This is a genomic window from Candidatus Allofournierella merdipullorum (assembly GCF_048426865.1).
GTDB lineage: Bacteria > Bacillota > Clostridia > Oscillospirales > Ruminococcaceae > Allofournierella_A > Allofournierella_A merdipullorum.
Map to the genome: position 1 here is coordinate 50,155 of NZ_DBFNWJ010000058.1, position 23,271 is coordinate 73,425.

General features: G+C 62.5%; 21 protein-coding genes. 15 read left to right on the forward strand and 6 right to left on the reverse strand.

The window, feature by feature from the left end:
• Positions 1–340 precede the first annotated feature (340 nt).
• The 4 genes from ACMNAY_RS10685 to ACMNAY_RS10700 all read left to right on the forward strand — a co-directional run bounded on the left by ACMNAY_RS10685 (position 341) and on the right by ACMNAY_RS10700 (position 4,378).
• A complete protein-coding gene (locus ACMNAY_RS10685) occupies positions 341–1,186 on the forward strand; it encodes a transporter substrate-binding domain-containing protein (protein WP_418719372.1) in 846 nt (281 codons plus the stop codon).
• 108 nt (positions 1,187–1,294) lie between these two features.
• Positions 1,295–2,029 (forward strand): amino acid ABC transporter permease, encoded by a 735-nt coding sequence (locus ACMNAY_RS10690; RefSeq protein ID WP_418719373.1) that lies wholly within the window; start codon positions 1,295–1,297, stop codon positions 2,027–2,029.
• On the forward strand, positions 2,016–2,738 hold the full coding sequence (locus ACMNAY_RS10695; protein ID WP_394976837.1) for an amino acid ABC transporter ATP-binding protein: 723 nt from the start codon (positions 2,016–2,018) through the stop codon (positions 2,736–2,738). Before ACMNAY_RS10690 ends, ACMNAY_RS10695 begins: the two co-directional genes overlap by 14 nt.
• A 236-nt stretch (positions 2,739–2,974) precedes the next feature.
• Positions 2,975–4,378 carry an ROK family protein gene (locus ACMNAY_RS10700; protein WP_394976835.1) on the forward strand — a complete coding sequence of 468 codons (1,404 nt, stop codon included), beginning with the start codon at positions 2,975–2,977 and terminating at the stop codon, positions 4,376–4,378.
• 88 nt (positions 4,379–4,466) lie between these two features.
• Here the strand turns inward: ACMNAY_RS10700 and ACMNAY_RS10705 are convergent, their stop codons facing one another.
• Together ACMNAY_RS10705 and ACMNAY_RS10710 are read right to left on the reverse strand one after the other, a co-directional pair.
• Positions 4,467–5,345, reverse strand: coding sequence for an NAD(P)-dependent oxidoreductase (locus tag ACMNAY_RS10705; protein WP_418719374.1), 879 nt, complete (start codon positions 5,343–5,345; stop codon positions 4,467–4,469).
• Between the two features lie 52 nt (positions 5,346–5,397).
• Complete coding sequence (locus ACMNAY_RS10710; RefSeq protein WP_418719375.1) at positions 5,398–6,786, reverse strand: MATE family efflux transporter; 1,389 nt, start codon at positions 6,784–6,786, stop codon at positions 5,398–5,400.
• A gap of 173 nt (positions 6,787–6,959) precedes the next feature.
• Here ACMNAY_RS10710 and ACMNAY_RS10715 point away from each other — a divergent pair, with 173 nt between their 5' ends.
• Complete coding sequence (locus tag ACMNAY_RS10715; protein WP_394966853.1) at positions 6,960–7,862, forward strand: AraC family transcriptional regulator; 903 nt, start codon at positions 6,960–6,962, stop codon at positions 7,860–7,862.
• Positions 7,863–7,924: 62 nt separating this feature from the next.
• Here ACMNAY_RS10715 and ACMNAY_RS10720 read toward each other — a convergent pair whose 3' ends face one another.
• Both ACMNAY_RS10720 and ACMNAY_RS10725 read right to left on the reverse strand, forming a co-directional pair.
• Positions 7,925–9,763, reverse strand: a complete 1,839-nt coding sequence (locus tag ACMNAY_RS10720; protein ID WP_394976829.1) for a glycoside hydrolase family 13 protein — start codon at positions 9,761–9,763, stop codon at positions 7,925–7,927.
• Between the two features lie 79 nt (positions 9,764–9,842).
• Complete coding sequence (locus tag ACMNAY_RS10725; RefSeq protein WP_418719376.1) at positions 9,843–12,248, reverse strand: glycogen/starch/alpha-glucan phosphorylase; 2,406 nt, start codon at positions 12,246–12,248, stop codon at positions 9,843–9,845.
• 299 nt (positions 12,249–12,547) lie between these two features.
• Between ACMNAY_RS10725 and ACMNAY_RS10730 the strand changes: the two genes are divergently transcribed.
• The 10 genes from ACMNAY_RS10730 to mgsA all read left to right on the forward strand — a co-directional run bounded on the left by ACMNAY_RS10730 (position 12,548) and on the right by mgsA (position 21,686).
• Positions 12,548–12,892, forward strand: coding sequence for a cell division protein ZapA (locus tag ACMNAY_RS10730; protein ID WP_177521881.1), 345 nt, complete (start codon positions 12,548–12,550; stop codon positions 12,890–12,892).
• Entirely contained in the window at positions 12,889–14,994 is a 2,106-nt protein-coding gene (locus ACMNAY_RS10735; RefSeq protein ID WP_418719377.1) for a DUF3656 domain-containing U32 family peptidase, read from the forward strand. Before ACMNAY_RS10730 ends, ACMNAY_RS10735 begins: the two co-directional genes overlap by 4 nt.
• Entirely contained in the window at positions 14,991–15,431 is a 441-nt protein-coding gene (gene dut / locus ACMNAY_RS10740; RefSeq protein WP_418719378.1) for a dUTP diphosphatase, read from the forward strand. Before ACMNAY_RS10735 ends, dut begins: the two co-directional genes overlap by 4 nt.
• A 22-nt stretch (positions 15,432–15,453) precedes the next feature.
• Positions 15,454–15,699 carry a DUF4321 domain-containing protein gene (locus tag ACMNAY_RS10745; RefSeq protein ID WP_394963547.1) on the forward strand — a complete coding sequence of 82 codons (246 nt, stop codon included), beginning with the start codon at positions 15,454–15,456 and terminating at the stop codon, positions 15,697–15,699.
• Between the two features lie 24 nt (positions 15,700–15,723).
• On the forward strand, positions 15,724–16,275 hold the full coding sequence (locus tag ACMNAY_RS10750; protein ID WP_418719379.1) for a Maf family protein: 552 nt from the start codon (positions 15,724–15,726) through the stop codon (positions 16,273–16,275).
• Positions 16,276–16,398: 123 nt separating this feature from the next.
• A complete protein-coding gene (locus ACMNAY_RS10755; protein ID WP_418719380.1) occupies positions 16,399–17,415 on the forward strand; it encodes a rod shape-determining protein in 1,017 nt (338 codons plus the stop codon).
• Between the two features lie 66 nt (positions 17,416–17,481).
• Positions 17,482–18,312, forward strand: a complete 831-nt coding sequence (gene mreC / locus ACMNAY_RS10760; RefSeq protein ID WP_243137799.1) for a rod shape-determining protein MreC — start codon at positions 17,482–17,484, stop codon at positions 18,310–18,312.
• A 12-nt stretch (positions 18,313–18,324) separates the two neighbouring features.
• On the forward strand, positions 18,325–18,858 hold the full coding sequence (mreD, locus tag ACMNAY_RS10765; RefSeq protein ID WP_418719381.1) for a rod shape-determining protein MreD: 534 nt from the start codon (positions 18,325–18,327) through the stop codon (positions 18,856–18,858).
• Positions 18,859–18,884: 26 nt separating this feature from the next.
• The gene (locus tag ACMNAY_RS10770; protein ID WP_418719382.1) at positions 18,885–21,119 is read left to right on the forward strand and encodes a peptidoglycan D,D-transpeptidase FtsI family protein; all 2,235 of its coding nucleotides are present in this window, start codon (positions 18,885–18,887) and stop codon (positions 21,117–21,119) included.
• Positions 21,120–21,281: 162 nt separating this feature from the next.
• The gene (gene mgsA, locus ACMNAY_RS10775; RefSeq protein ID WP_097770635.1) at positions 21,282–21,686 is read left to right on the forward strand and encodes a methylglyoxal synthase; all 405 of its coding nucleotides are present in this window, start codon (positions 21,282–21,284) and stop codon (positions 21,684–21,686) included.
• 77 nt (positions 21,687–21,763) lie between these two features.
• Here mgsA and ACMNAY_RS10780 read toward each other — a convergent pair whose 3' ends face one another.
• Positions 21,764–22,276: a nitroreductase family protein gene (locus ACMNAY_RS10780; RefSeq protein WP_418719383.1), complete on the reverse strand. Its 513-nt coding sequence runs from the start codon at positions 22,274–22,276 to the stop codon at positions 21,764–21,766.
• Positions 22,277–22,372: 96 nt separating this feature from the next.
• Positions 22,373–23,269 carry a hypothetical protein gene (locus tag ACMNAY_RS10785; RefSeq protein WP_418719384.1) on the reverse strand — a complete coding sequence of 299 codons (897 nt, stop codon included), beginning with the start codon at positions 23,267–23,269 and terminating at the stop codon, positions 22,373–22,375.
• Between the last annotated feature and the right edge of the window lie 2 nt (positions 23,270–23,271).

Consider the following 23,271-nt stretch of genomic DNA (forward strand, 5'->3'; position numbering starts at 1 on the left):
GCCCGCAAAAGTCAAGGCGGCGGCACGGCCGGCGGCGACAAAATGGCAAAATATGCATTTTTATGCATATGCATTCACCGGGAGAACAACTTTGGAGCCCCCTTTGCCCCCTCTTTTGGTCTGCTGCGGGCAAAACGAGGGAGATAGTGGGCAATGGGAACGAGAGAAATCTCCATAAAAGGCCGGGTTTTGTTTAAAACGACAAAAAGAAGGGAATTACATAAAAATTCATTGACATAGCATAAATATGCAGCTATACTAATGCCAAGGTTCCACACAGGACGGAGCCTTACCACAAAAAACACCCCCGCAGCGGGGGCGCACAGAGGAGCGTATACACATGAAAAAACTGATTTCGGCCGCTCTGGCCGGCGTTCTGGCCCTGAGCCTCGCCGCCTGCGGCAGCACCACCCCCGCCAGCGAGCCTGCCTCCGGCAGCACCGCCGCTTCCGGTTCTTCTGCGGCTTCCGCCAGCACCGAGAGCAAGCAGTACATCTTCAGCGTGGATGACCTGAACGGCAAGAGCATCGGCGTGCAGCTGGGCACCACCGGCGACATCTACGCCCAGGACATCCCCGACGCCACCGTTGAGCAGTTCAACAAGTTCAACGACGCGGTGCTGGCTCTGAAGCAGGGCAAGGTGGACGCGGTCATCATCGACAACGAGCCCGGCAAGAAGTTTGTGGAGCAGAACCCCGACATCACCATGCTGGACGAGGACTTCGCCGTTGAGGACTACGCCATCGCGCTGAACAAGGGCAGCGAGATGACCGAGCAGATCAACGAGGCCATTGCCGCCATCAAGGAGAACGGCACTCTGGACGCCATCCTGGACAAGTACATCAACGGCGTGGAGGGCGCCGAGGGCTATGTGACTCCGGAAGGCACCGAGTATCCCAACGGCACCCTGACCATGGCCACCGAAGCCTACTTCCCCCCCTACGAGTACTACGAGGGCGATGAGATCGTTGGCATCGACGCCGAGTTCGCCAAGGCCATCTGCGACTACCTGGGCTACGAACTGGTGATCGAGGACATGGCGTTTGACTCCATCATTCCCGCCATCACCAGCGGCAAGGCCGACTTCGGCGCCGCCGGCATGACCGTCACCGAGGACCGCCTGGTGAACGTGGACTTCACCGACAGCTACTGCACCGGCATCCAGTCTGTTCTGGTGCTGAAATAAGGTCTGGCAATCAGAGGGGTTTTAGTGTATAATTAAACGCACAAGTGTGCGGCAGAACAGGGGCCGGCTTTCCTGGCCCCTGTTCTTATACGGAGAGGAAGGACGCCCATGGGCCTGTTGCAGTCCATCACGGCCAGCGAGTTCTGGCAGAAACACATTTATTTGAATTTCATTGCAGAGGACCGCTGGAAGTATCTCACCGACGGCCTCCAGAACACCATCATCATCACCATAGGCGCCCTGGTCATCGGCATCGTGCTGGGCGCGCTGGTGTCGGTGGTGCGCGTCACCCACGACAAGGCGGGCCGGCCGGGCCTGGGCCTCAAGCTGCTGAACGTTATCTGCAAGGTCTATCTCACGGTCATCCGCGGCACTCCTGTGGTGGTGCAGCTGCTCATCATGTGGTTCGTGGTGTTTGCCTCGGCCAAATCGGATCAGAAGCTGATGGTGGCCATCATCGCCTTCGGCATCAACTCCGGCGCCTATGTGGCCGAGATCTTCCGCAGCGGTATCATGAGCGTTGACCCCGGCCAGATGGAGGCCGGGCGCAGCCTGGGCCTCTCCTACGGCCAGGTGATGCTGCGCATCATCATGCCCCAGGCGGTGAAGATCATCCTGCCCACCCTGATCAACGAGTTCATCGCCCTGGTCAAGGAGACCGCTGTGGCGGGCTACATCGCCCTGGGCGATCTGACCCGCGGCGGCGACCAGATCCGCAGCCAGACCTACGACGCCTTCCCGCCGCTGCTGGCGGTGGCGGCCATCTATCTGATCGTTGTCATGCTGCTGGAGAAGCTGGGCAGAACTGTGGAAAGGAGGCTGGCGCAGAGTGATCGAAGTTAAGGGCCTGAACAAAAAATTCGGCAAGGTGACTGTGCTGGACGGGCTGAACATCACCATCAACAAAGGCGACAAAATGGTGCTGGTGGGGCCTTCGGGCTGCGGCAAGTCCACCTTCCTGCGCTGCCTCAACCAGCTGGAAGAGCCTGACGGCGGTGAGATCTGGTTCGACGGCCAGCTGGTGAACAGCCCCAAGACCGACATCAACGCCGTGCGCCGCCGCATGGGCATGGTGTTCCAGCACTTCAACCTGTTCCCCCATCTGACGGTGAAGCAGAACATCACCCTCGCACCGGTGATGCAGAAGCTCAAGACCCAGGCGGAAGCGGACGAACAGGCCGTGCAGCTGCTGGAGCGCATCGGCCTGGCGGACAAGGCGAACGCCTATCCCAACACCCTTTCCGGCGGCCAGAAACAGCGCATCGCCATCGTGCGGGCGCTGGCCATGGATCCGGACGTGCTGCTCTTCGACGAGCCCACCAGCGCCCTGGACCCCGAGATGGTGGGCGAGGTGCTGCAGCTGATGAAAGAGCTGGCGGCCAGCGGCATGACCATGGTGGTGGTCACCCACGAGATGGGCTTTGCCCGCGAGGTGGCCAACCGGGTGGTGTTCATCAACGAGGGCATGGTGCAGGAGGATGAGCCTCCCGAGGAGTTCTTCTCGAACCCCAAGAACCCCCGCCTGCAGGAGTTTCTTTCCAAAGTTCTGTAAAAAAGCATCCATCTCAAAACCCCGGCGCGGGGCGGCTTTTGCCGCCTCGCGCCTTTGTGCAATTTGGGCAAAGAGATTTGGCAAATCTGCACACTTTGCATCGGGCCGAAGCAGAAAGTGCAAACACGACGGCTGACCCACACAAGACAAAGCCGAGGCAGGCGTGCTACAATGAAGCCAAAGAACGCCGCCCCGGCAAGCGCGGGGCCAAAATTCTGAAAGGAAGGAACGCGCAAATGAAGTTTCTGAACGTTGAGATCCCGGTGAAGAACCTGCCCGAGCTGGACCAGGGCTTTGTTCCTCTGGGCCTCTTTTTCAAGTATCACCAGATGGCCGCCACCAAGCCCCTGTGCATCGCGGTGGAGCGCAGCGGCGGGCAGATCGGCACCTGGGAGTGCAAGGTCTGCGGCACCCCCGAGATGGCCGAGGCGGATGCATACTATGTTGATAGAATGGTGAAGTTCCTGCTCTGGAGCTGGGGCGGCTTCAAGGTGTACATCTGCGGCGACGACGCCCTGGCCCGCCAGATCCAGAAGGCCTACACCGCCACCGGCACCCGCGCTTTCGACAAGGACTTCATGGAGAACGTCTACGAGCGGGAGTTCCAGGTGGTCAGCCTGCCCTACGAGAGCCGTCCCGCGCCGTTCCAGAAGTCGGAGAGCGTGGGCCGCCACACCAACGGCGCCCGCATCGGCTTTGACGCCGGCGGCTCCGACCGCAAGGTGAGCGCCGTCATCGACGGCGAGACCATCTACAGCGAAGAGGTGGTCTGGTATCCCAAGGTGAACCCGAACCCCGACTACCACTATCTGGGCATCCTGGCCGCCTGCGCCACCGCTGCCGCCAAGATCATGGAAAAGGGCCGCAAGGTGGACGGCATCGGCGTTTCTTCCGCCGGCGTCTACATCGACAACAAGTGCATGGTGGCCAGCCTGTTCATCAAGGTGGGCAAGGCCGACTTTGAAAAGAAGGTCAAGAACATCTACACCCGCGTGGCCGAGGATCTCTCCCGTATGCTGGGCTATGAGATCCCGGTGGTGGTGGCCAACGACGGCGACGTGTCCGCGCTGGCGGGCGCCATGGGCCTGGGCGAGAACGGCATCATGGGCATCGCCATGGGCACCAGCGAGGCCGTGGGCTATGTGGACGGCGAGGGCAACATCTGCGGCTGGCTGAACGAGCTGGCGTTCGCCCCCGTGGACGGCCAGCCCGACGCCATGGAGGACGAGTGGAGCGGCGACATCGGCTGCGGCGTGAAGTACTTCAGCCAGGACGGCGTGAACAAGCTGGCTCCCCGCGCGGGCATCGAGCTGGACGAGAGCGAGCCCCCCGCAAAGCGCCTGAAGGTGGTGCAGGAACTGATGGCGGCGGACGACGACCGTGCCGCCGCGGTCTACCGCAGCATCGGCGTGTATCTGGGCCACACCATGGGCCTCTACGCCCAGTTCTACGACATCCATCATGTGCAGATGATGGGCCGCGTGATGAGCGGCAAGGGCGGCGACATTATCCTGGCCGAGGCGGCCCGGGTGATGGACGAGGAATACCCCGACGTGGCCTTCCGGCCCGAAGCCCCCGACGAGATGACCCGCCGCGTGGGCCAGAGCTCCGCGGCCGCCAGCCTGCCGGAGGTCAAATAAGCGGCCTGCAAACAGCACAAGCAAAAGCCCCGGACCGCAAGGTCCGGGGCTTTTTTTATCATTTAAATTCAAAACGTATAGAATAAAATTATTTGTTCTTTCTGTAGAAATTGATGAGCGCCTGGGTGCCCTCGTTCTCGCCGCCGGCGGCGGAAAATTCTTCGTACACCTTCAGAACGCTCTCCACCATGGGCAGGCTCTCGCCCCGGGCGGCGGCCTCGTCGCAGATGATCTTCATGTCCTTGATGAAGTGCTTCACAAAGAAGCCGGGGGCGAAGTCGCCGGAGAGGGCACGGGGAGCCATGTTGGCGATCTGCCAGCTGCCCGCCGCGCCGCCGCCGATGGCCGCCAGCATCTTCTTGGGGTCAAGGCCGGCCTTCTCGGCGTAGTGGATGGCCTCGGTGTAGGCGGCGGTGGCGCCGGCCACCGCGATCTGGTTGGCCGCCTTGGTGTGCTGGCCGAAGCCCGCGGGGCCCATCAGCAGAACGCTCTTGCCCATGACGTTGAACAGGGGCAGGGCCTTGTTGAAGGCTTCCTCGTCGCCGCCCACCATGATGGACAGGGTCGCCTCCCGCGCGCCCTTGTCGCCGCCGGAGACCGGGGCGTCCAGCACGGGAATGCCCTTCTCTTTGCCCAGGGCGTAGAGCTTCTGGGCCAGGGTGGGGCTGGAGGTGGTCATGTCCACCACCACAGTGCCGGGCCGGGCCGAGGCCAGAATGCCGCCCTCGGTGCAGAAGACCTCTTCCACGTCGGCGGGGTAGCCCACCATCACGAACACGAAGTCCGCGTCCGCCACCGCCTCGGCGATGGTGCGGCAGGGGGTGAAGCCGAAGTCGGGGGCCTTGGCGGCTACCTTTTCATAGTGATGGCCGTAGGCTTTCACAGCCCAGCCGTCCTTGACCAGATGCCCGGCCTGGGAAGCACCCATCACGCCCACGCCGATCCAGGCGACGTTTCCTTTTTTCATACCCAACACTCCTTTATGCTTCCGGCCAAAGGGCCGGCAAAATACGAAACGGTCACGCCTCGGGGGCGGCGTCGGGCCGGGTGACCACCCGCACCCAGCGTCCGCTGCACAGGCGGATGAAGCCCAGCACGCTCTTGACGATGTTGTCGCACCGCAGGCAGAAGAACACCACCGGCGCGGACCAGTGGAACACAAAACCGCCCAGCAGGCCCAGGGGGATAGCCAGCACCCAGAGCAGGCCGCTGTCCAGAATGAGGTTGGTGCGCACATCGCCGCCGCCCCGCAGCACGCCCACCACCATCACGGTGCCCACCGCCTGGAAGGGCTGCATGGCCGCCAGAATGGTCATCAGGGTGAGGGCTGTGTCGTGGGCCAGCTGGCTCACGTTGTAAAGGCTCATCACCGGCCGCTGGCCCACCAGCAGCAGTGCCGTGGCGATGAGGCTGAGCACAACGCTCACCGCCACCGTGCTGTTGGCGGCCCGGCGTGCGTCCTCCAGGCGACCCTCACCGATGGTCTTGCCCACCACCACGGCGGTGGCGTTGGCCGTGCCGAAGATGAACACGCTCACCAGGTTGTTGATGACGTTCACAATGCTCACCGCGCTGGTGAAGCTGGGGCCCATGTGGCCAATGGTCAGGTTCATCACCGCCACGCCCAGCGCCCACAACAGCTCGTTGCTCACCACCGGCACGCTGTTGCGCACATAGTCGGCGAACAGCCCGCTGCGCAGGCGCAGCAGGCACCCCGGGGTGAAGCGCACCGTGCGCTCGATGCGGTACATATACACCAGCACCGCGGCGCACTCGAACAGGCGGGCCATGATGGTGCCCAGGGCCGCGCCCCGCACGCCCATCTCCGGCGCGCCCAGCTTGCCGAAGATGAAGCAGTAGTTGAAGAACACGTTGACGAAGAAGCTGCTGGAATAGACCGCGATGCTCACCTTTACCTGCTCCACCGCCCGCAGGCACATGATGTAGCAGTTGGAGAAGCTGTAGAAGATGAAGCTTACCGAAAGCCATTCCAGATAGGCCGCACCCTCCCGGATGACGTCGGCGTCGGTGGCGAAGATGTGCATGATCTCCACCGGGAACAGCCGCCCCAGCACCGTGAACAGCGCCGACACGCCCAGCGCAAAGCGCAGGCTGAGGGCGAAGATCTGCCGGATGCGCAGCATATCCCGCTTGCCCCAGTACTGGGCGATGAGCACCGCCGCGCCGCTGGCCAGGCCGAAGCCGGTGACGTTCAGGATGATGAACAGCTGGCCGCCCAGGTTTGCTGCGGCGATGGCCGTGTCGCCCAGCTGGCCCAGCATGATGATGTCCATCATGTTCACGCCCAGGTTGATGACATTCTGGATGGCGATGGGCAGGGTGATGGCCAGCACCCGCCGGTAGAAGTCCCAGTCGGTGTAGAACCGGTTTTGCAGTGTATGCAGCATAAAATCTCCTCACAATATGTTGCTGATTCCCAGTATAACACGGCCCGCGCCGGTTGAACAGCCCCGGGCAGAGGTATATTTTTTCAGAAAAAGTTTGCACAATCGGCCCGAATGCGGTATACTAATGGCAGAATCCGCAATTTTCGCCCCAAAGGGCAATAAGGAGGCAGGGCATGGGATACACGCCGCTGGAACTGGAGCGACCCCTGGCCATCGACCGCATCTATTCGGTGCACTATTTTGAGTATGGGCCGGACTACGCCTTTGTGGGCGAGAGCCACGACTTCTGGGAGCTGGTCTACGCCGACAAGGGCGAGGTGTACGTCACCGCCGGCGACCAGGAGAAGCTGCTGAAAAAGGGCCAGATGATCTTCCACGAGCCGGGCGAGTTCCACAACGTGCGGGCCACCGGCACCGGTGCGCCCAACATCGTCATCATCTCCTTTGCCTGCGACGGGCCTGCCATGGACTTTTTCCGCCACCGGGTGGTGAACGTGAGCGACAACGAGCGGGTGCTGCTGGCGCGCATCGTGGAGATGGCCGGCGCGGCCTTTTCCACCCCGCTGGACGACCCCCTCACCTCCCATCTGACCCGGCGGGAGGACGCGCCCTTCGGCTGCGAGCAGATCATCGGCGTGTCGCTGGAGTATATGCTGCTGGGCCTGGTGCGCCGGGGCGACGAGAACCCCGTCAGCCGCCCCACCAGCCTCATCCGTGAGCGCAGCCAGAACGAGTTTTTGGCCCGGGTGCAGCAGTATCTGGAGGCCAACATCCAGCGCCGGCTGACCTTGAGCGACATCTGCCGCGACAACCTGGTGGGCCGCAGCTACCTGCAGAAGGTCTTCCGGGAAAAGACCGGCGGCGGCGCCATGGAGTACTTCGGCAATCTGAAGATCCAGAAGGCCAAGGAGATGATCCGCCAGGGCAGCCACAACTTCACCGAGATCGCCGCCCTGCTGGGCTACAACTCCATCCACTACTTCTCCCGCCACTTCAAAAAGGTCACAGGCATGACCCCCTCGGAGTATGCCAGCAGCGTCAAGGTGCTGGCCCGCCGGGGCAGAGGCGAGGAATAAAACAAACACAGAAAGCGGCCCGCCGGGACTCCCGGCGGGCCGCCTTTTGCTGTTTTTGAAAATCAGAGCGCCTCGGCCTCGGCCACCGCCGCGGTGTCCTCCACCACCACGGTGAAGCCGAAGGGGTCCACCTCCGTCACTTTACCAAGGGCCCGGGTGGCCATCAGCCGCGGGGTGCGGTTGATGATGATCTCGGCGGTCTCGGTGGGGCCGGTGCGGCGGTACTGCAACAGGCCGCCGTCCGCCCGCGTCACCCGGAACTCTCCCTCCCAGAAGGCGTCGCACTCCTTGCGCAGCTGCGCCAGCTGGCGCAGCAGGGGCTTGAGACGGTTCTCGGTGGAGCCCCAGTCGTAGTAGGCCCGGTTGAAGGGGTCCCGGTAGCCCTGCATGCCTACCTCGTCGCCGTAATAGATGCAGGGCACGCCCGGCAGGGTGAAGAGCATGGCGTAGGCCAGCCGCACCAGCCGGATGCCGTGATCGTACCTGGCCTTGGGCAGCCGCCGGCCGCTCTGCCAGTAGCGGTCCCGCCCGAGGGCCGGTTCGTCCTCCAGCGCGGTGAGCACACGCTCGGTGTCGTGGGTGCTCAGGTGGTTCATCAGCGCGTGCAGCGCCGGGGCGGGGTAGTGCTCGCAGATGGAGGTGAGCTGCTCGGCGCAGGAAAGGGTGCTGTCGCCCCGCAGAAAGCCCAGGATGGCGTTTCGGAAGGGATAGTTCATCACCCCGTCCAGCCCTTTGCCCAACAGATAGGTGCGGCGCACGCCGTAGGCCTCCTTGGTGGTGGCGTCCTCCCACACCTCGCCCAGCAGGTAGCAGTCCGGCCCGTGGGCCTTCACCGCCTTGCGAATTTCCTCGATGAAATCGTCGGGCAGTTCGTCCGCCACGTCCAGCCGGAAACCGCTGGCCCCGCGGGACAGCCAGGTGTCGATGACGCCGCCCTTGCCGCAGATGAAATTGCGGTAGGCCGGGTCGTTCTCGTTCACTTCGGGCAGGGTCTCAAAGCCCCACCAGCTGCGGTAGCCGCAGGGGTATTTCCGGTCGAAGTCGTACCAGCTGCGGTAGGGGCTGTTCGGGTCATGGTAGGCCCCGCCCTGGCCGTAGCGGCCCTCCCGGTTGAAGTAGAGGCTGTCCGAGCCGGTGTGGCTGAACACGCCGTCCAGAATGATGCGGATGCCTTTCTCTTTCGCCTCCCGGCAGAGCACGGTGAACTCTTCGTTGGTGCCCAGCAGGGGGTCGGCGTTCAGATAGTCGGCGGTGTTGTAGCGGTGGTTGGCGTGAGCCTCAAAGATGGGGTTCAGGTAGATCCAGGTGACGCCCAGCTCCTGCAGATAGCCAAGCTTTTGGCGGATGCCCTCAAAGTCGCCGCCGAAGTAGTCCAGGTTCAGCTGGCCGCCCTGCTCGTTGGGCCAGAAGTAGGGCTCGCCCTGCTTGTTGGCCCGGTACACCCGGTCGGCAAAGGGCATCACCGTGTGGGGGTGGCCCTCGAAAAAGCGGTCGGGGAAAATCTGATACATCACCCCGCCCCGCAGGGCCTTCGGGGTGGCGAAGTCCGCCTCGTAGACGGTGAGCTGCCAGCAGGCGCCCGCCGTCCAGCTGAGCACCGCCTCGCCCAGCTCGCCCCGGTAGAGCTTGCGGAAATCGGAATAGAGGTCGAAGTAGTAGAAGTACAGGCCCGCCTCGTCCAGCGTCAGCGTCAGGTGGAAACGGTTCACGCCCTCCACACAGCCCTCAAACTCCATGCGGTATTCCACCGGGCTGCCGCCGTCCTTGGTGAGCACCAGCCGCGGCTCCACAAAGCCGTAGTGCTCGGGAATGGTCAGCGCCAGCCGCAAAGGCTCGCCCGCCCGCAGCGCGCCGCGGGGGGTCTTGTAGGCGCTGTCAAGACTGTTGAATAAATGGTCCAACGGGATCGCTCCTCTGGCAAGAGAATCTGCCGAAAGTTTTAAAAATGCCCCCGGACGGGTCTCGCCGGGGGCAGAAAGATCATTTCACAGGGTGTGCGCCCCAGATGTTATTGGCGTAATCGGTGACCGAACGGTCGGCGCTGAACACGCCGCTTCCGGCGATGTTGGCCAGGCTCATCTGGTTCCAGCGGGTGCGGTCGGCGTAGAGCTTCGCAAGGTCGGTATGGGCGCGGCGGTAGTCGGCGAAGTCCGCCAGCACCATGTAGGTGTCCACATTGCGCAGGTTGTTCACGATCTCGTGGAAGTCCTCGCCGTTCCAGCCCTTCTCCAGGAAGTTCAGCACTTCCAGGGTGACCTCGTCCCGGTTGGCGAACATGCTGGGATGGTAGCCCATGGCCTTCAGGGCGTTCACTTCCTCGGTGCGCATGCCGAAGATGACCTCGTTGTCCATGCCGGCGGCGTCGGCGATCTCCACGTTGGCGCCGTCCAGGGTGCCCAGGGTGATGGCGCCGTTCAGCATGAACTTCATGTTGCCGGTGCCGGAGGCCTCGGTGCCCGCAAGGCTGATCTGCTCGCTCACCTCGCTGGCGGGCATCAGCCGCTCGCTGGTGGTGACGTTGTAGTCCTCAAGATAGACCACCTTCAGGATGTCCCGCACGGCGGGGTCGGCGTCGATGTATTCGCCCAGCTTGCAGATCAGGCGGATCATCTGTTTGGCCATGTAGTAGCCGGGGGCCGCCTTGGCGCCGAAGATGTAGGTCTTGGGGGTCACGTCGGCGTTGGGGTTCGCCTTCAGATACAGGTACTGGGCGGCGATGTTCAGCGCGTTCAGATGCTGGCGCTTGTACTCGTGCATCCGCTTGACCTGGCAGTCGAAGATGGAGCCCGGGTCGATGACCTGGCCGGTGGTCTTTTTCAGATGGGCGGCAAACTCCGCCTTGTTGGCCTTCTTCACGGCGTCCAGCGCGTCCAGCACCTTCTTGTCGTCCTTGAAGGCAGCCAGGCGGCTCAGCTGGGAGGCATCATGCTTGAAGCCGGGGCCGATGACGTCGCTCAACAACTTGGTCAGCGCCGGGTTGCCCGCCAGCAGCCAGCGGCGGTAGGCGATGCCGTTGGTGACGTTCTTGAAGGCCTGGGGCTTGTAGAGGTAGTAGTCGTGGAAGACGCTGTCCTTGATGATCTCGCTGTGCAGCTTGGACACGCCGTTGATGGAGTGGCACACATAGCAGCAGATGTTGGCCATGCGCACCTGGCCGTCGCCCAGGATGGCCATGTAGTCGATCTTGCCCTGGTCGCCGGGGAAGGCGCGCTCAAAGTCGGCGCGGCAGCGGCGGTCCAGCTCCTGCACGATGGAGTAGATGCGGGGCAGGGTGGTGCGGAAGATGTCGATGTTCCACTTTTCCAGCGCCTCGCTCATCACGGTGTGGTTGGTGTAGGCGAAGGTGCGCCGGCAGATGTCGAAGGCTTTGTCCCAGCCGTAGCCGCACTCGTCCAGCAGGATGCGCATCAGTTCGGGGATGGCCAGGGTGGGATGGGTGTCGTTCAGCTGGATGGCCGCCTTCTCGGGCAGGGTGTCCAGGCTGCCGAACTGGGCCAGATGGTTCTGGCAGATGTCGCCGATGGAAGCGGCGGACAGGAAGTACTGCTGGCGCAGACGCAGGATCTTGCCCTCCATGTGGTTGTCGTTGGGGTAGAGGATCTTGCTGATGAGCTCCGCCGAAGCGTTCTTGGTGATGGCGCTACCGTATTCGCCGGCGTTGAAGCTCTTCATGTCGAAGTCGGGGGCTTTGGCCTGCCACAGGCGCAGCTTGGCCACGCCCTGCCCGTCGTAGCCCTGGACGTACATGTCGCTGGGCACGGCGATGACGCTGGAATAGTTCTTGTGGGTCACATGGTGGAAGCTGCCCTGCCAGCTCTCCTCGACCTCGCCGTCAAACTTGATCTCGATGCTCTGGTCGGGGTGGCTCTTCAGCCACACCTGGCCGCCGGGCAGCCAGTTGTCGGCCTTCTCCTGCTGCCAGCCGTCTACGATCTTCTGCTTGAAGATGCCGTACTCGTAGAGGATGGAGTAGCCGGTGCCGGCGATGCCGGTGGTGGCCATGCCGTCCAGGTAGCAGGCGGCAAGACGGCCCAGACCGCCGTTGCCCAGGCCCGCGTCCGGCTCTTCGTCGTAGATGTTCTCCAGCTTGATGTCGGCGTCCGCCAGAACGGCCTCGGCCACGTCGGCCAGACCCAGACTGAACAGGCTGTTCTTCAGGCTGCGGCCCATCAGAAACTCCATGCACAGGTAGTACACCTGCTTTGCGCCGGTGCCGTAGGCGCGGCTGATGAACTTCTTGTGGCCGTCGCTCATCATGTGCCGGGCGATGAGCGCCAGCACACGGTAGATCTGCTGGTTGCTGGCCACGTCCAGCGTGACGCCGTACTCGCTGGTCAGCTTGTCTTTCAGCAGCTTCTCAAATTCCCGTTTCGTATACTTTGCCAAATGTATCTCCCCTTGTCTTGTGAGTTGGATAAAAGGCTCGGCCGCCGGGAAAGGGCGGTGCGGCCTGTAAAAAAAGCGGTTCACACGCTCCTTTATTTTAGCAAGTTTTGGCGGCTGTTTCAAGAAAAAATCCGTTTCCGGAAACCGAAAACGCGCCCCGGGGGAACAAAATGGGCCGGAATTTCGAAAAATGGGCTTTCCTGTGCCCATGAAATATATTATAATAGCGTATAAAAGAGAACCCACGGCGCTTTGCCGCGCGGCTTAGAATATGAATCATGCGATTGCGAGGGAAAACCATGCCTGCGAACAAAGTAAAACTGACGGTGTGCGGGTCCAATTATGTGATCTCCACCACCGATTCCGAAGAGTATGTGCAGTCTCTGGCCGAACGGCTGGACAAGGACATGAACGAGCTGATGAACCAGAGCCCGTCGGCCAGCGTGGCGGCCAGCGCCGTGGTGGTGGCCCTGGGCTACCTGGACGAGCTGCAGAAGAACGCCTCCAGCGCAGACAATATGCGCAGCCAGATCAAGGACTATCTGGAGGACGCCGCCAAGGCGAAGCTGGCCGCCGAGCAGGCCCGCCGCGAGGTGGAGCGTCTGCAGAAGGAAGTGCAGCGCCTGCGGGAGAGCCGCGCATGACCGGGCATCCGGACCCCATCCAGGCCGCGGGCCTGGCGAAAAAATACGGCCTTCGCCGTTCGGTGGAGGTGCTGGCCCCGGCGGGGGACGGCGAGGCCCTGCGGGCCGCCGTCTTTGCCGGGGCAAACGCGGTGTATCTGGGGCTCAAGCAGTTCAGCGCCCGGCGCACCGCGGGCAATTTTGACGAACAGCAGCTGAAAGAGGCGGTGGCCTTTTGCCACGCGCGGGACGTGCGCGTCCACGCCGCGGTGAATACCACCGCCTTTTCCGGCGAACTGGGCCTGCTGGCGGGCACCATCGCCTCCGCCGCCGCGGCGGGGGTGGACGCCCTCATCGTACAGGACCTGGCCACCGCCGCCCTGGCCCGGCAGATGGCCCCCGGCCTTGCCCTTCACGGCTCCACCCAGCTCACCGTCCACACCCTTTCCGGGGTACGGCAGCTGGCGGAAATGGGCTTTGAGCGGGCCATTCTGGCCCGGGAACTGAGCCTTGCCGAGATCGCCGCCATCACCAAAGAAAGCCCCATCGAGATCGAGGTGTTCGTCCACGGCGCGCTGTGTATGTCGGTGTCCGGCCAGTGCTACATGAGCGCCTTTCTGGGCGGGCGCAGCGGCAACCGGGGCGAGTGCGCCGGGCCCTGCCGTCTGCCCTTCGCGGCGGACGGCTCAGGCGCGGCCCATCTGTCGCTGAAAGACCTGTGCGCCGTGGGCAGCCTGGCCGCCCTGGCCGAGGCCGGGGTGGCCAGCGTCAAGATCGAGGGCCGGCTGCGGGGGCCGGAATATGTGGCCGCCGCCGTCAACGCCTGCCGCAAGAGCCTTGCGGGGGAGGCGTTCGACAAACAGCAGCTGCAGGATGTGTTCTCCCGCTCCGGCTTTACCAACGGCTACATCGAGGGCAAGATCAGCGGCGCCATGTTCGGCGTTCGCACCGCCGAGGACACCGCCGCCAGCAAGGCGGCCATGCCCGCCATCCGGGAGCTTTACCGCCGGGAAGCCCAGCGGGTGCCGGTGGCCTTCACGGTCACTGTGACCGAACGCGGCTGCACCCTGGCCGCCGCCGACGGGGCGGGCCGCCGGGCCGAAGTGCCGGTGGCCGGGGCGATGGAGCCTGCCCGGGCGGACCAGCGCCCCGCCGTGGAAAAGGCCCTGGCCAAGACCGGCGGCACGCCCTTCTATTCCGAACGCGTGGACTTTGAGGGCGAGCCGGGCTATCTGCCCGCCTCGGCCTGGAACGACGCCCGCCGCGCCGTGCTGGAGCAGCTTCTGGCCCTGCGCAGCGCGCCGAAAGCCTGGAGCTGCGCCCCGGCCCGCCTGCCCGCGCCCCGGCGGCACGCCCTGGGCGCAAAGCAGCTCTGGGCCCGCTTTGAAGGGCCGGAGCAGCTGCCCGAGCCTCTGTCCGGGGGCCTTGAGGGCATCGTCCTGCCCCTGCTGCGCTGGCGGGAAGTGCCGGAAGCCTTGCGGGCCAAAACGGTGCTGGAAGCGCCCCGGGTGGTGTTCGGCGGCATGGAAGCCGCCACCGCCAAGGCCCTGGCCGAGGCGAAGGACGCGGGCTTTGCCGGCGCGATGATCCACAACATCGGCCATCTGCCGCTGGCCAAAGGCTGGAAACTCTACGGCGGCTTCGGCCTCAACGTGGCCAACCCCTTGTCCGCCTTATGCTGGAAGGACCTGGGCCTGACCGCCCTCACCGTCTCCCCCGAGACGCCCTTTGCCGAGATGGAGGCCATCGACCCCGGCGTGCCCACCTGGGCCATCGTGTACGGCCATCTGCCGCTGATGATCACCCGGGCCTGCCCGCTGCAGAACGTCACCGACTGCGCCCACTGCGACAAGGAGGGCCTGCTCACCGACCGCAAGCGCCGGCAGTTCCCGGTGCGCTGCGGCGGGGGAGTGCGGCAAATTTACAATCCCGTGCCCCTTTATATGGGGGACAAGCTGCAAAAACTCCCGGCGGACGCCGGCCTTGCCTGGTTCACGCTGGAAAGCCCCGCCGAGGCCGCCCGGGTGCTGAGCGCCCTGCAAAAGGGCGCGGCCTGGCCGGAGGAATTCACCCGCGGGCTGTATTTCAAGACCCCCGGGGCCGGAAAGGACGAAACGAGATGAACGTGAAATACACCCTGACGCTGCCGGGGGCGAAGACCCCGGAATACGCAACGGCGGGCGCGGCGGCGGCGGACCTCTTCGCCGTGCTGGACGCGCCTCTCACCGTGCCTCCCATGGGCCGGGTGCTGGTGCCCACCGGTGTGGCCATCCAACTGCCGGGGCCGGAGTATGTGGCGCTGGTGTGCGCCCGCAGCGGCCTGGCCGTCAAGCGGGGACTGACCCTCTCCAACGGGGTGGGGGTCATCGACTCGGATTATCGCGGTGCCATCCAGGTGGGGCTGGTGAACCTCTCGGATGAGCCCTGCACTCTGGAACCCGGCGAGCGGGTGGCTCAGCTGATGGTCATGCCTGTGGCCCGCTGCGCCTTCACCTTCGCGGAAAAACTGGACGAGACCCAGCGGGGCGAGGGGGGCTTCGGCTCCACCGGCCGCCTGTGACCAACGAAAGGACGGTATTGCTTTGAAACGCACACTGCTTCTCTGCTTTTTCATTCTCTCCGGCATTTTGCTGGGCGCCATGATCGCCAGCCTCGCCGCCGGCACCCCCGGCCTTTCCTGGCTGGCCTTCTCCCAGAGCATCGGTTTCCACCCGGTGCTGGACCTGTCCGTCGTCAAGCTGGACCTGAACTTCACCATGGGCATCAGCGTGGCCCAGATCATCACCATCAGTCTGGCCATTTTCGCCTACACCCGCACCCGTATCTGAAATAAACCGAAGGAGCGTTTCGTTATGTCATTGATCCTTGCTTCCGCCAGTCCCCGCCGCAAAGAGCTTTTGAGCCTCATCACCACCGAGTTCAAGGTGGTGAACAGCGATTTTGATGAGAGCGCCCTCACCGCCGCCGACCCCCGCCAGACCGCCGAGAACCTGGCCTTCGGCAAGTGCATGACGGTGGCCCGGGAATACCCCGAGGACACGATCATCGGCTGCGACACGGTGGTGGACTGCGGCGGCAAAGTGTTCGGCAAGCCCAAGGATAAGGAGGACGCCCGGCGGATGCTGAAAGCCCTCTCCGGGTCGGACCACTATGTCCACACCGGCGTGTGCGTGTGGCACGGCGGCGAGAGCCACACCTTCACCGCCACCACCCGGGTGCGCTTTTTCCCGCTTTCCGACGAGCAGATCGAGGCCTACATCTCCACCGACGAGCCCTACGACAAGGCCGGCGGCTACGGCATCCAGGGGGCCGCGGCCCTCTTCTGCGAGGAGATCGAGGGCTGTTACTACAACATCATGGGGCTACCTGTCTCCCGGCTGGCCCGTCTTTTGCAAAAATTTTGAACAAAATGCGAAACTTCGCCCGTTTGCTTGAGAAACAGAGGGCTTGCGGTTATAATATAGAAGTAAAAATTTGCGTTATCGCATCATATACGTTCATAGAGTGTGGAAAAGGAGAAATTCAACATGTTCAGCAAAGACATCGGCATCGACCTCGGTACCGCCAATACCCTGGTGTATCTGCGGGGCAAGGGCATCATCATGCGCGAGCCCAGCGTGGTGGCCGTGGATACCAAAAATGACGAGGTGCGCAGCGTCGGCCACGAGGCCAAGGCGGTCATCGGTCGTACCCCCGGCAGCATCGTGGCGGTGCGTCCTTTGAAGGACGGCGTCATCGCCGACTTCGACATCACCGCCAACATGCTCAGCCGCTTCATCAAGAAGGTGTGCGGCAACAGCATGTTCTTCCGTCCCCGCGTTGTCATCTGCATCCCCTCCGGCGTGACCGAGGTGGAGCGCCGCGCCGTGAAGGAGGCCAGCCTGAAGGCCGGCGCCCGTCAGGTTCGGGTCATTGAGGAGCCCATGGCCGCGGCCATCGGCGCGGGCCTGCCCATCAGCGAGCCCACCGGCAGCATGATCGTGGACATCGGCGGCGGCACCGCTGAGATCGCAGTCATCTCTCTGGGCGGCATCGTGGCCTCCCGCAGCGTCCGGATGGCCGGTGATATGTTCGATCAGGCCATCATCGCTTTCATCAAGCGCAAGTATAACCTGCTCATCGGTGAGCGCACCGCCGAGCAGATCAAGATCGAGATCGGCTCTGCCTACCCCATGGACCCTGAGATGACCATGGAGATCAAGGGCCGCAACCTGGTGGACGGCCTGCCCAAGAACATCGTCGTCCACTCTGAGGATGTGCGCGAGGCCCTGCTGGAGTGCCTGGTCAAGATCACCAGCGCCATCAAGGAGACCCTGGAGCGCACCCCGCCTGAGCTGAGCGCCGATATCATCGACCACGGCATCACCCTGACCGGCGGCGGTGCCCTGCTGCGGGGCCTGGATCAGCTGATCCAGAGCGAGACCGGCATTGATGTCCATGTTGCGGAGGACCCGCTGGATTGCGTGGCCAAGGGTGCCGGTGCGGTGCTGGATCATGTGGATGTTCTGCACGACGTGCTGGACACCGATGGAGCTCACATGTAACGATGTAACAGAGGGTGCGGACGGCTCTGGGCTGTCCGCGCCCTTTTGCAATCGGAGGAAAACCCCTTGAAAGATTTTTTCGATACCTGGAAATTCAAGATCCTGGTGGGCATCGCGGTGTTTCTGGTGGGCATCATGGCCTACGCCGGTGCCAACGGCCGCCTGACTGCCGCTCCGCAGGAGCTGCTGAGCGTGGCGGCTGCTCCATTCCAGAAAGTGGCTGCTGTGGTCAGCGGCGGCGTGGCCTCCCTGTGGGAAAAATACACCAGCATCGACGACGTGATGGCCGAAAATGAGACGCTCAAGGCCGAAAACGCCGAGCTGCGTCAGCAGATGGTAGATTACGACCGCGTCAAGGCCGAGAACCAGGCCTATAAGGCACTGGAAAGCATCCAGAGCCAGCGGCCAGAGATGAGCTATCTTTCCAGCTTTGTCATTGGCCGTGACCCGCTGGATTCTTTCTATGGCTTCACGCTGGACCGCGGCACGCTGGATGGCGTGGCCGTCAACGATGCCGTGGTCAGTGATCAGGGCTACCTGCTGGGCATGGTGGTGGAGGCTGAGCCCACCAGCTGCAAGGTGATGACCATTCTTCACCCCAACTTCAACGCGGCGGGCGTGGTATCCCGCACCCGTGACAACGGCATCGTCACCGGCAGCTCCGAATATGCTGCCGATGGCCTGTGCGTGCTGACCAACCTTGCGCGCAACACCCTGACGGAGGAAAGCGACCAGGTGGTCACCACCGGGCTGGGCGGGGTGTTCCCGGCTGACCTGCTGGTGGGTGTGGTACAGGAACTGGTGCCCGAGGTCAGCGGCAAATCGACCATTGCCGTCATCAAGCCCGGCACCGACCCCCGCACGGTGCGCCATGCGTTCATCATTACCAGCTTCTGAGGAGGGACCCTGATGGAATCACGTCGGAAACGCAGCCGGGGCCAGATCGTCAAATGGATCTGCTATGCGCTGCTGGGCCTTCTTTGCGCTGTTTTGCAGACCACGCCCGGGCTGTTCCAGTTCGGGGCGGTAAAGCCGCTCTGGCTGCTGCCGCTGGCGCTGGCGGTCGCCGTGTTTGAGGGCGAGTTCGCCGGGGCTGTCTTTGGGGCGGTCTGCGGCCTGATGTGGGACTGGCTGGCCGGGCGCACCGTGGGCATGCTGGCGCTGGAGCTGCTGCTGCTCTGCTTTGCCGTTTCGGCGGTGATGCAGCTCTACTTCAAGAATTCGGCCGCCAACTTTGCACTCATTGCGTCTGCTGCCGCCCTGCTGGTGCTCACGCTGGACTGGCTGTTTTTCTACTACATGCCCGGTTACAGCGGCGCGGCCAGCCGCTGGCTGTGGTTCGTGCTGCCCACGGCGGCGCTCTCGGTGCCCGTCTGCTTCCCTCTGTTCGGGGTCGTGCGCCGCATCCACGAAGAATTTAAGATCGACAACGGCGTGGTGTAACGCATCCCGCGCCGGAAGGAGAATCCATGAACCAAGAAGAACGGAAAACCGCCATCCGGCGGATGCGTGTTCTGGTTGCCGCTGCCTGCGTCCTCATGCTGCTGTATGGGCTGCGGCTCATCTTTTTGCAGCTGGTCAACGGGGACGATTTCAAATCCCAGGCCACCAACACCACCGACTACAAGTTTACGGTCACGGCGGCACGCGGTGACATTGTGGACAGCCGGGGGGAGCGCATTGCCACCAGCGTCACGGGCTACAACGTGGTGCTCAACAAGCTGCTGATGGGAGACGAAGATCTGGACGGGATGCTCCAGAAGATCGTCGAGCTGCTGCGTGCCAACGGTGAGAGCTGGAACGATACTCTGCTCATCAGCCAGCCGGATGCAGCGGGCAATTATACCTTTACCGCCGAAGATGGCAGCACCAAGGATCAGAAAGCCCTTGCCGCCATGAAGGACAATCTTGGTTTACAGCAGTATGCAACGGCCAATGATGTGATGGAGAAGCTGGTGGAGGACTACGACCTTGCCAGCTATCCGCTGAGCTGGCAGCGCACGCTGGGCGGCATCCATTATGAGATGCAGCTGCAGGCGTTTTCCAATGTGAACAACTTTATCATGGCGGAAAACGTCAGCGAGGTCACCGTGGCGACCATCAAGGAGCACAGCCTTTCGCTGCCGGGTGTGGAGATCGTGGAAACGAGTACCCGCAGCTATGAGCAATCCACGGTGCTGCCCCATGTGCTGGGCCGGGTGGGCAAGATCACCGCTGAAAAGTGGAAGGTGACCGATGAAAACGGCCAGACCACCTACCCCCTGCGCGAAAAAGGCTACAACATGAACGACATCATCGGCATCTCGGGCCTGGAATCGGCCTATGAGGACGAACTGCGGGGCAAGGATGGCGTGGAGACCATCACCCGCAACTCCGATGGTGTGATTGTGGATACGGCCCTGACCACTGTGCCCGAGCCGGGCCACACCGTCCAGCTGACCATCGACAGCCGGTTCCAGAAGGCGGTGGACAAGGCACTGGCCGAGAATATCGACATGATCAACCGGGTCTACAACACCGGCAGCATGAAAGCCGCCGCCGGTGCCGCTGTGGTGCTGGATGTGAAGGACGGCAGCGTGCTGGCCGCATCCAATTACCCCAGCTTTGACCAGAACCTGTATGCCACCCAGTACAGCGAGTACAGCGCGGACGAGAGCCTGCCCCTGTTCAACCGGGCGCTGCAGGGCCTGTACACCCCCGGCTCCACCTTCAAGCCTGCCGTGGCAGTGGCTGCGCTGGATTCCGGGCTCATCAACCAGTACTCCACGGTGTTCTGCAACGGCGTGTACACCTTTTATAAAGGGTACAGCCCCCGCTGCACCCGCCATGGCCACAGCGGCAACATTGATGTGGTCACGGCCATCAAGTGGAGCTGCAACGTTTTCTTCTATGATGTGGGCCGCCGCCTGACCAGTGATGTTTACGATGCCTACGCCTATAAGCTGGGCCTGGGTCAGCACACCGGTGTGGAGGTCAGCGAGGCTGTGGGCCACCTGACCTCCAAGAACGACTCCAACTATATGGAGTCACTGGACGTTCAGGCAGCCATCGGTCAGGGTAATACGGTGGTCACGCCCATCCAGCTGGCCACCTATGCTGCAACGCTGGCCAATAACGGAACCCGCTACCGCACTCATTTTGTCAAGGCGATCCTGGATTCCAACACCGGCGAGGTGATCAGCGAGACTCAGCCCGAGGTGATGGATATCATCGAGGGCACCGGCAACACCTTTGAGCTGGTGCGGCAGGGGATGCGGCAGGTGCCCAGCACCATTACCAACAGCAAGATCAGCAGCTACCCCATTGCCATTGCCTGTAAGACCGGCACCCCTCAGCGCAGTGAGACCTACGCCCCGGGCAAGCACTACCTGAACGCTATGATGGTGGCCTATCTGCCCGCCGATGACCCGCAGATCGCCATTGGCATCACCATTGAGTACGGCGGCTACGGTGCCCGAACCGGCGATCTGGTGGTGGACATTGCCAATGCCTACTTTGCCATGCAGGATGGTACCCTGAATGAGGATGGCACCATCGGCAAGCAGGAAACCGCCGCAGACAGCACCCCCGCTGACCAGACTGCCCCCGCCCAGACCGAAACCGGCACGGATACGGCAGCGGATACGGCCACAGACCCCGCCGCAGGCACCACGGATGCTGCTCAGGAGACCGCACCTGCCGGGCAGGACGCTTTAGACAATTGAAGAAGGATAAAACGCTGAAACACTGCTTTTGGTGAATTCTGGCGCTTTTTTTCGAAAAAAGTATGAAGTTTGTCTAAAAAACGGTTGTAAAAGAACGGAAACTGTGATACTATGATATATGCAAGAAAATGCCCACTGGCAAAACAAAGGAGAGGTTGACCGATGACGATTGCACTGATTGCGCATGACTCCAAAAAAGAGCTGATGGTTCAGTTCTGTACGGCGTATTGCCGGATTTTGAGCCAGCATAAATTGGTGGCTACGGGTACCACCGGCAAGCTGATCTCCGAGGCAACGGGTCTGCAGATCCAGCGCTTTCTGGCAGGTGTTCAGGGCGGTGATCAGCAGATCGCATCCCGCATTGCCTGCAATGAGGTCGATCTGCTCCTGTTCTTCCGCGATCCGATCAACGCAAAGCCCAGCGAACCCAACGAGATGACCCTGCTGCGCCTGTGTGATGTGCATAACATCCCGCTGGCCACCAACATCGCCACCGCGGAGGTGCTCATCCACGGTCTGGAGCGTGGAGATCTGGATTGGCGGGATATCGTCCACCCGCAGAACTGAAAACCGGAATAAAACACAAGCCCCCGCATGTTGGCCGGAAAACCAACGTGCGGGGGCTTTTTTGCATTCCTGTGATGTTACAGGAACGTGACGGTTTCAGACAGAGGCTTGCGGGAGCTGTGGTTGGGCAGGGGGCCTGCACCTTCAGCAGCGTGGCCCAGGTCAAGAAGCATCACGATCTCCTCGTTTTCGGGCAGACCCAGCGCTTTTGCCAGCTTGTCCGGATCAAAAAAGTTGACCCAGCAGCTGTCTACGCCTGCATTGGCAGCGCCCAGCAGCAGGTGGGTGGCCACGATGGTGGCATCCTCCACGCCGGAGTTCATCCGCTCGCCGGGGTAAGTAAAGGTGTGGTTCTTGTCATAGGCGACCACCAGACAGACGGGTGCACCGTAGCGGCAGGGAGTGGCAGCATCGATCTTTGCCAGCCCTTCTTCGGACTGAACGACGTAGATGCGCTGTTCCTGGGTGTTCTTGGCGGTGGGTGCCAGCCGACCGGCTTCCAGAATGGTGTGGAGTGCTGCAGCGTCTACCTTGCCTGCACCAAAATTTTTGCAGGAATACCGCTGTGCAATAAGCTGAGTGAATTCCATAACGATCTCCTCCTGACTTGGATTGGACGGAACAGAGCGCCGCATGCGGGAGCTCTGTTATGCTGATTATACCACACTGCGCCGGTGGTGCAACCCTCAAAAGAGATCCAGCATGTTGTCCAGATAGATCGCCTCCCGGACGTGGATCTGATACTCCGGCCGGGTCAGATAATAGAGCAGAAACTCCAGCACCAGCGCGCTGCCCAGCCCGCGCCCTTCCAGCTTGAAATTGGAAAAGCCCAACGGCAGATAGCGCTCCCGGATGTCCGCAGTGCCGATGAACCCGGGGTTTTCCATCGCCTTGGAAAAGCGGTAGCCCTTCTGCGCGCCGGGGGCGGTGCACCGATGTTCGCAGACCTCTCCCAGATTTTTGCGGCTGACGGCTTCGTAGCAGCGCCTGCGCTCGGTGCAGCCGAACCAGCAGCACTCGTTGCAGAGAAACTCTACCTTGTCCTTTTCGGGCTGGGAGAGCGTATCCAGGGCATCCAGGGCCTTGTTCAGCCGGAAGTCCGGCACGACATACCGGAACTCTGGCCGCCGGACCTCTGCCTGAAACGCCTGAAAATCTGTCAGGACCTTGGTGGTGGAGGATACCAGGTAAAGCTCCGGGTAATGCTGCTGCAGGTAGTTCAAAAGCAGCTCGGAGTGGACGATGACCCCATTCTGCACAGTGCCCCGCTGGGCAAACTGCTGGCACACGGCGTTGCATTTCCGGTCTGAGAGGTGATCCGGGCGGAGCAGGGAATTGCTGAATGTGAGCCGGGCAGAGATGCCATATTCCTGGGTCAGGGCCAGAACCTCGGCGGGGGAGTGTTCCCCAGCCTCCACGCGGCCCCCGCCCCAGATGCAATCCGGCGGCGCGCCGTAGATGGAGCCGATCTCGCACCAGTCATAAAAATATTCCCGGTGCTCCCAGAACAGGGGCAGGAACAGGCGGTAGAGCTCGTAGAACTCGAACAGTCCGGGCAGGTGATAGCAGGCGGTATGTTTCATTC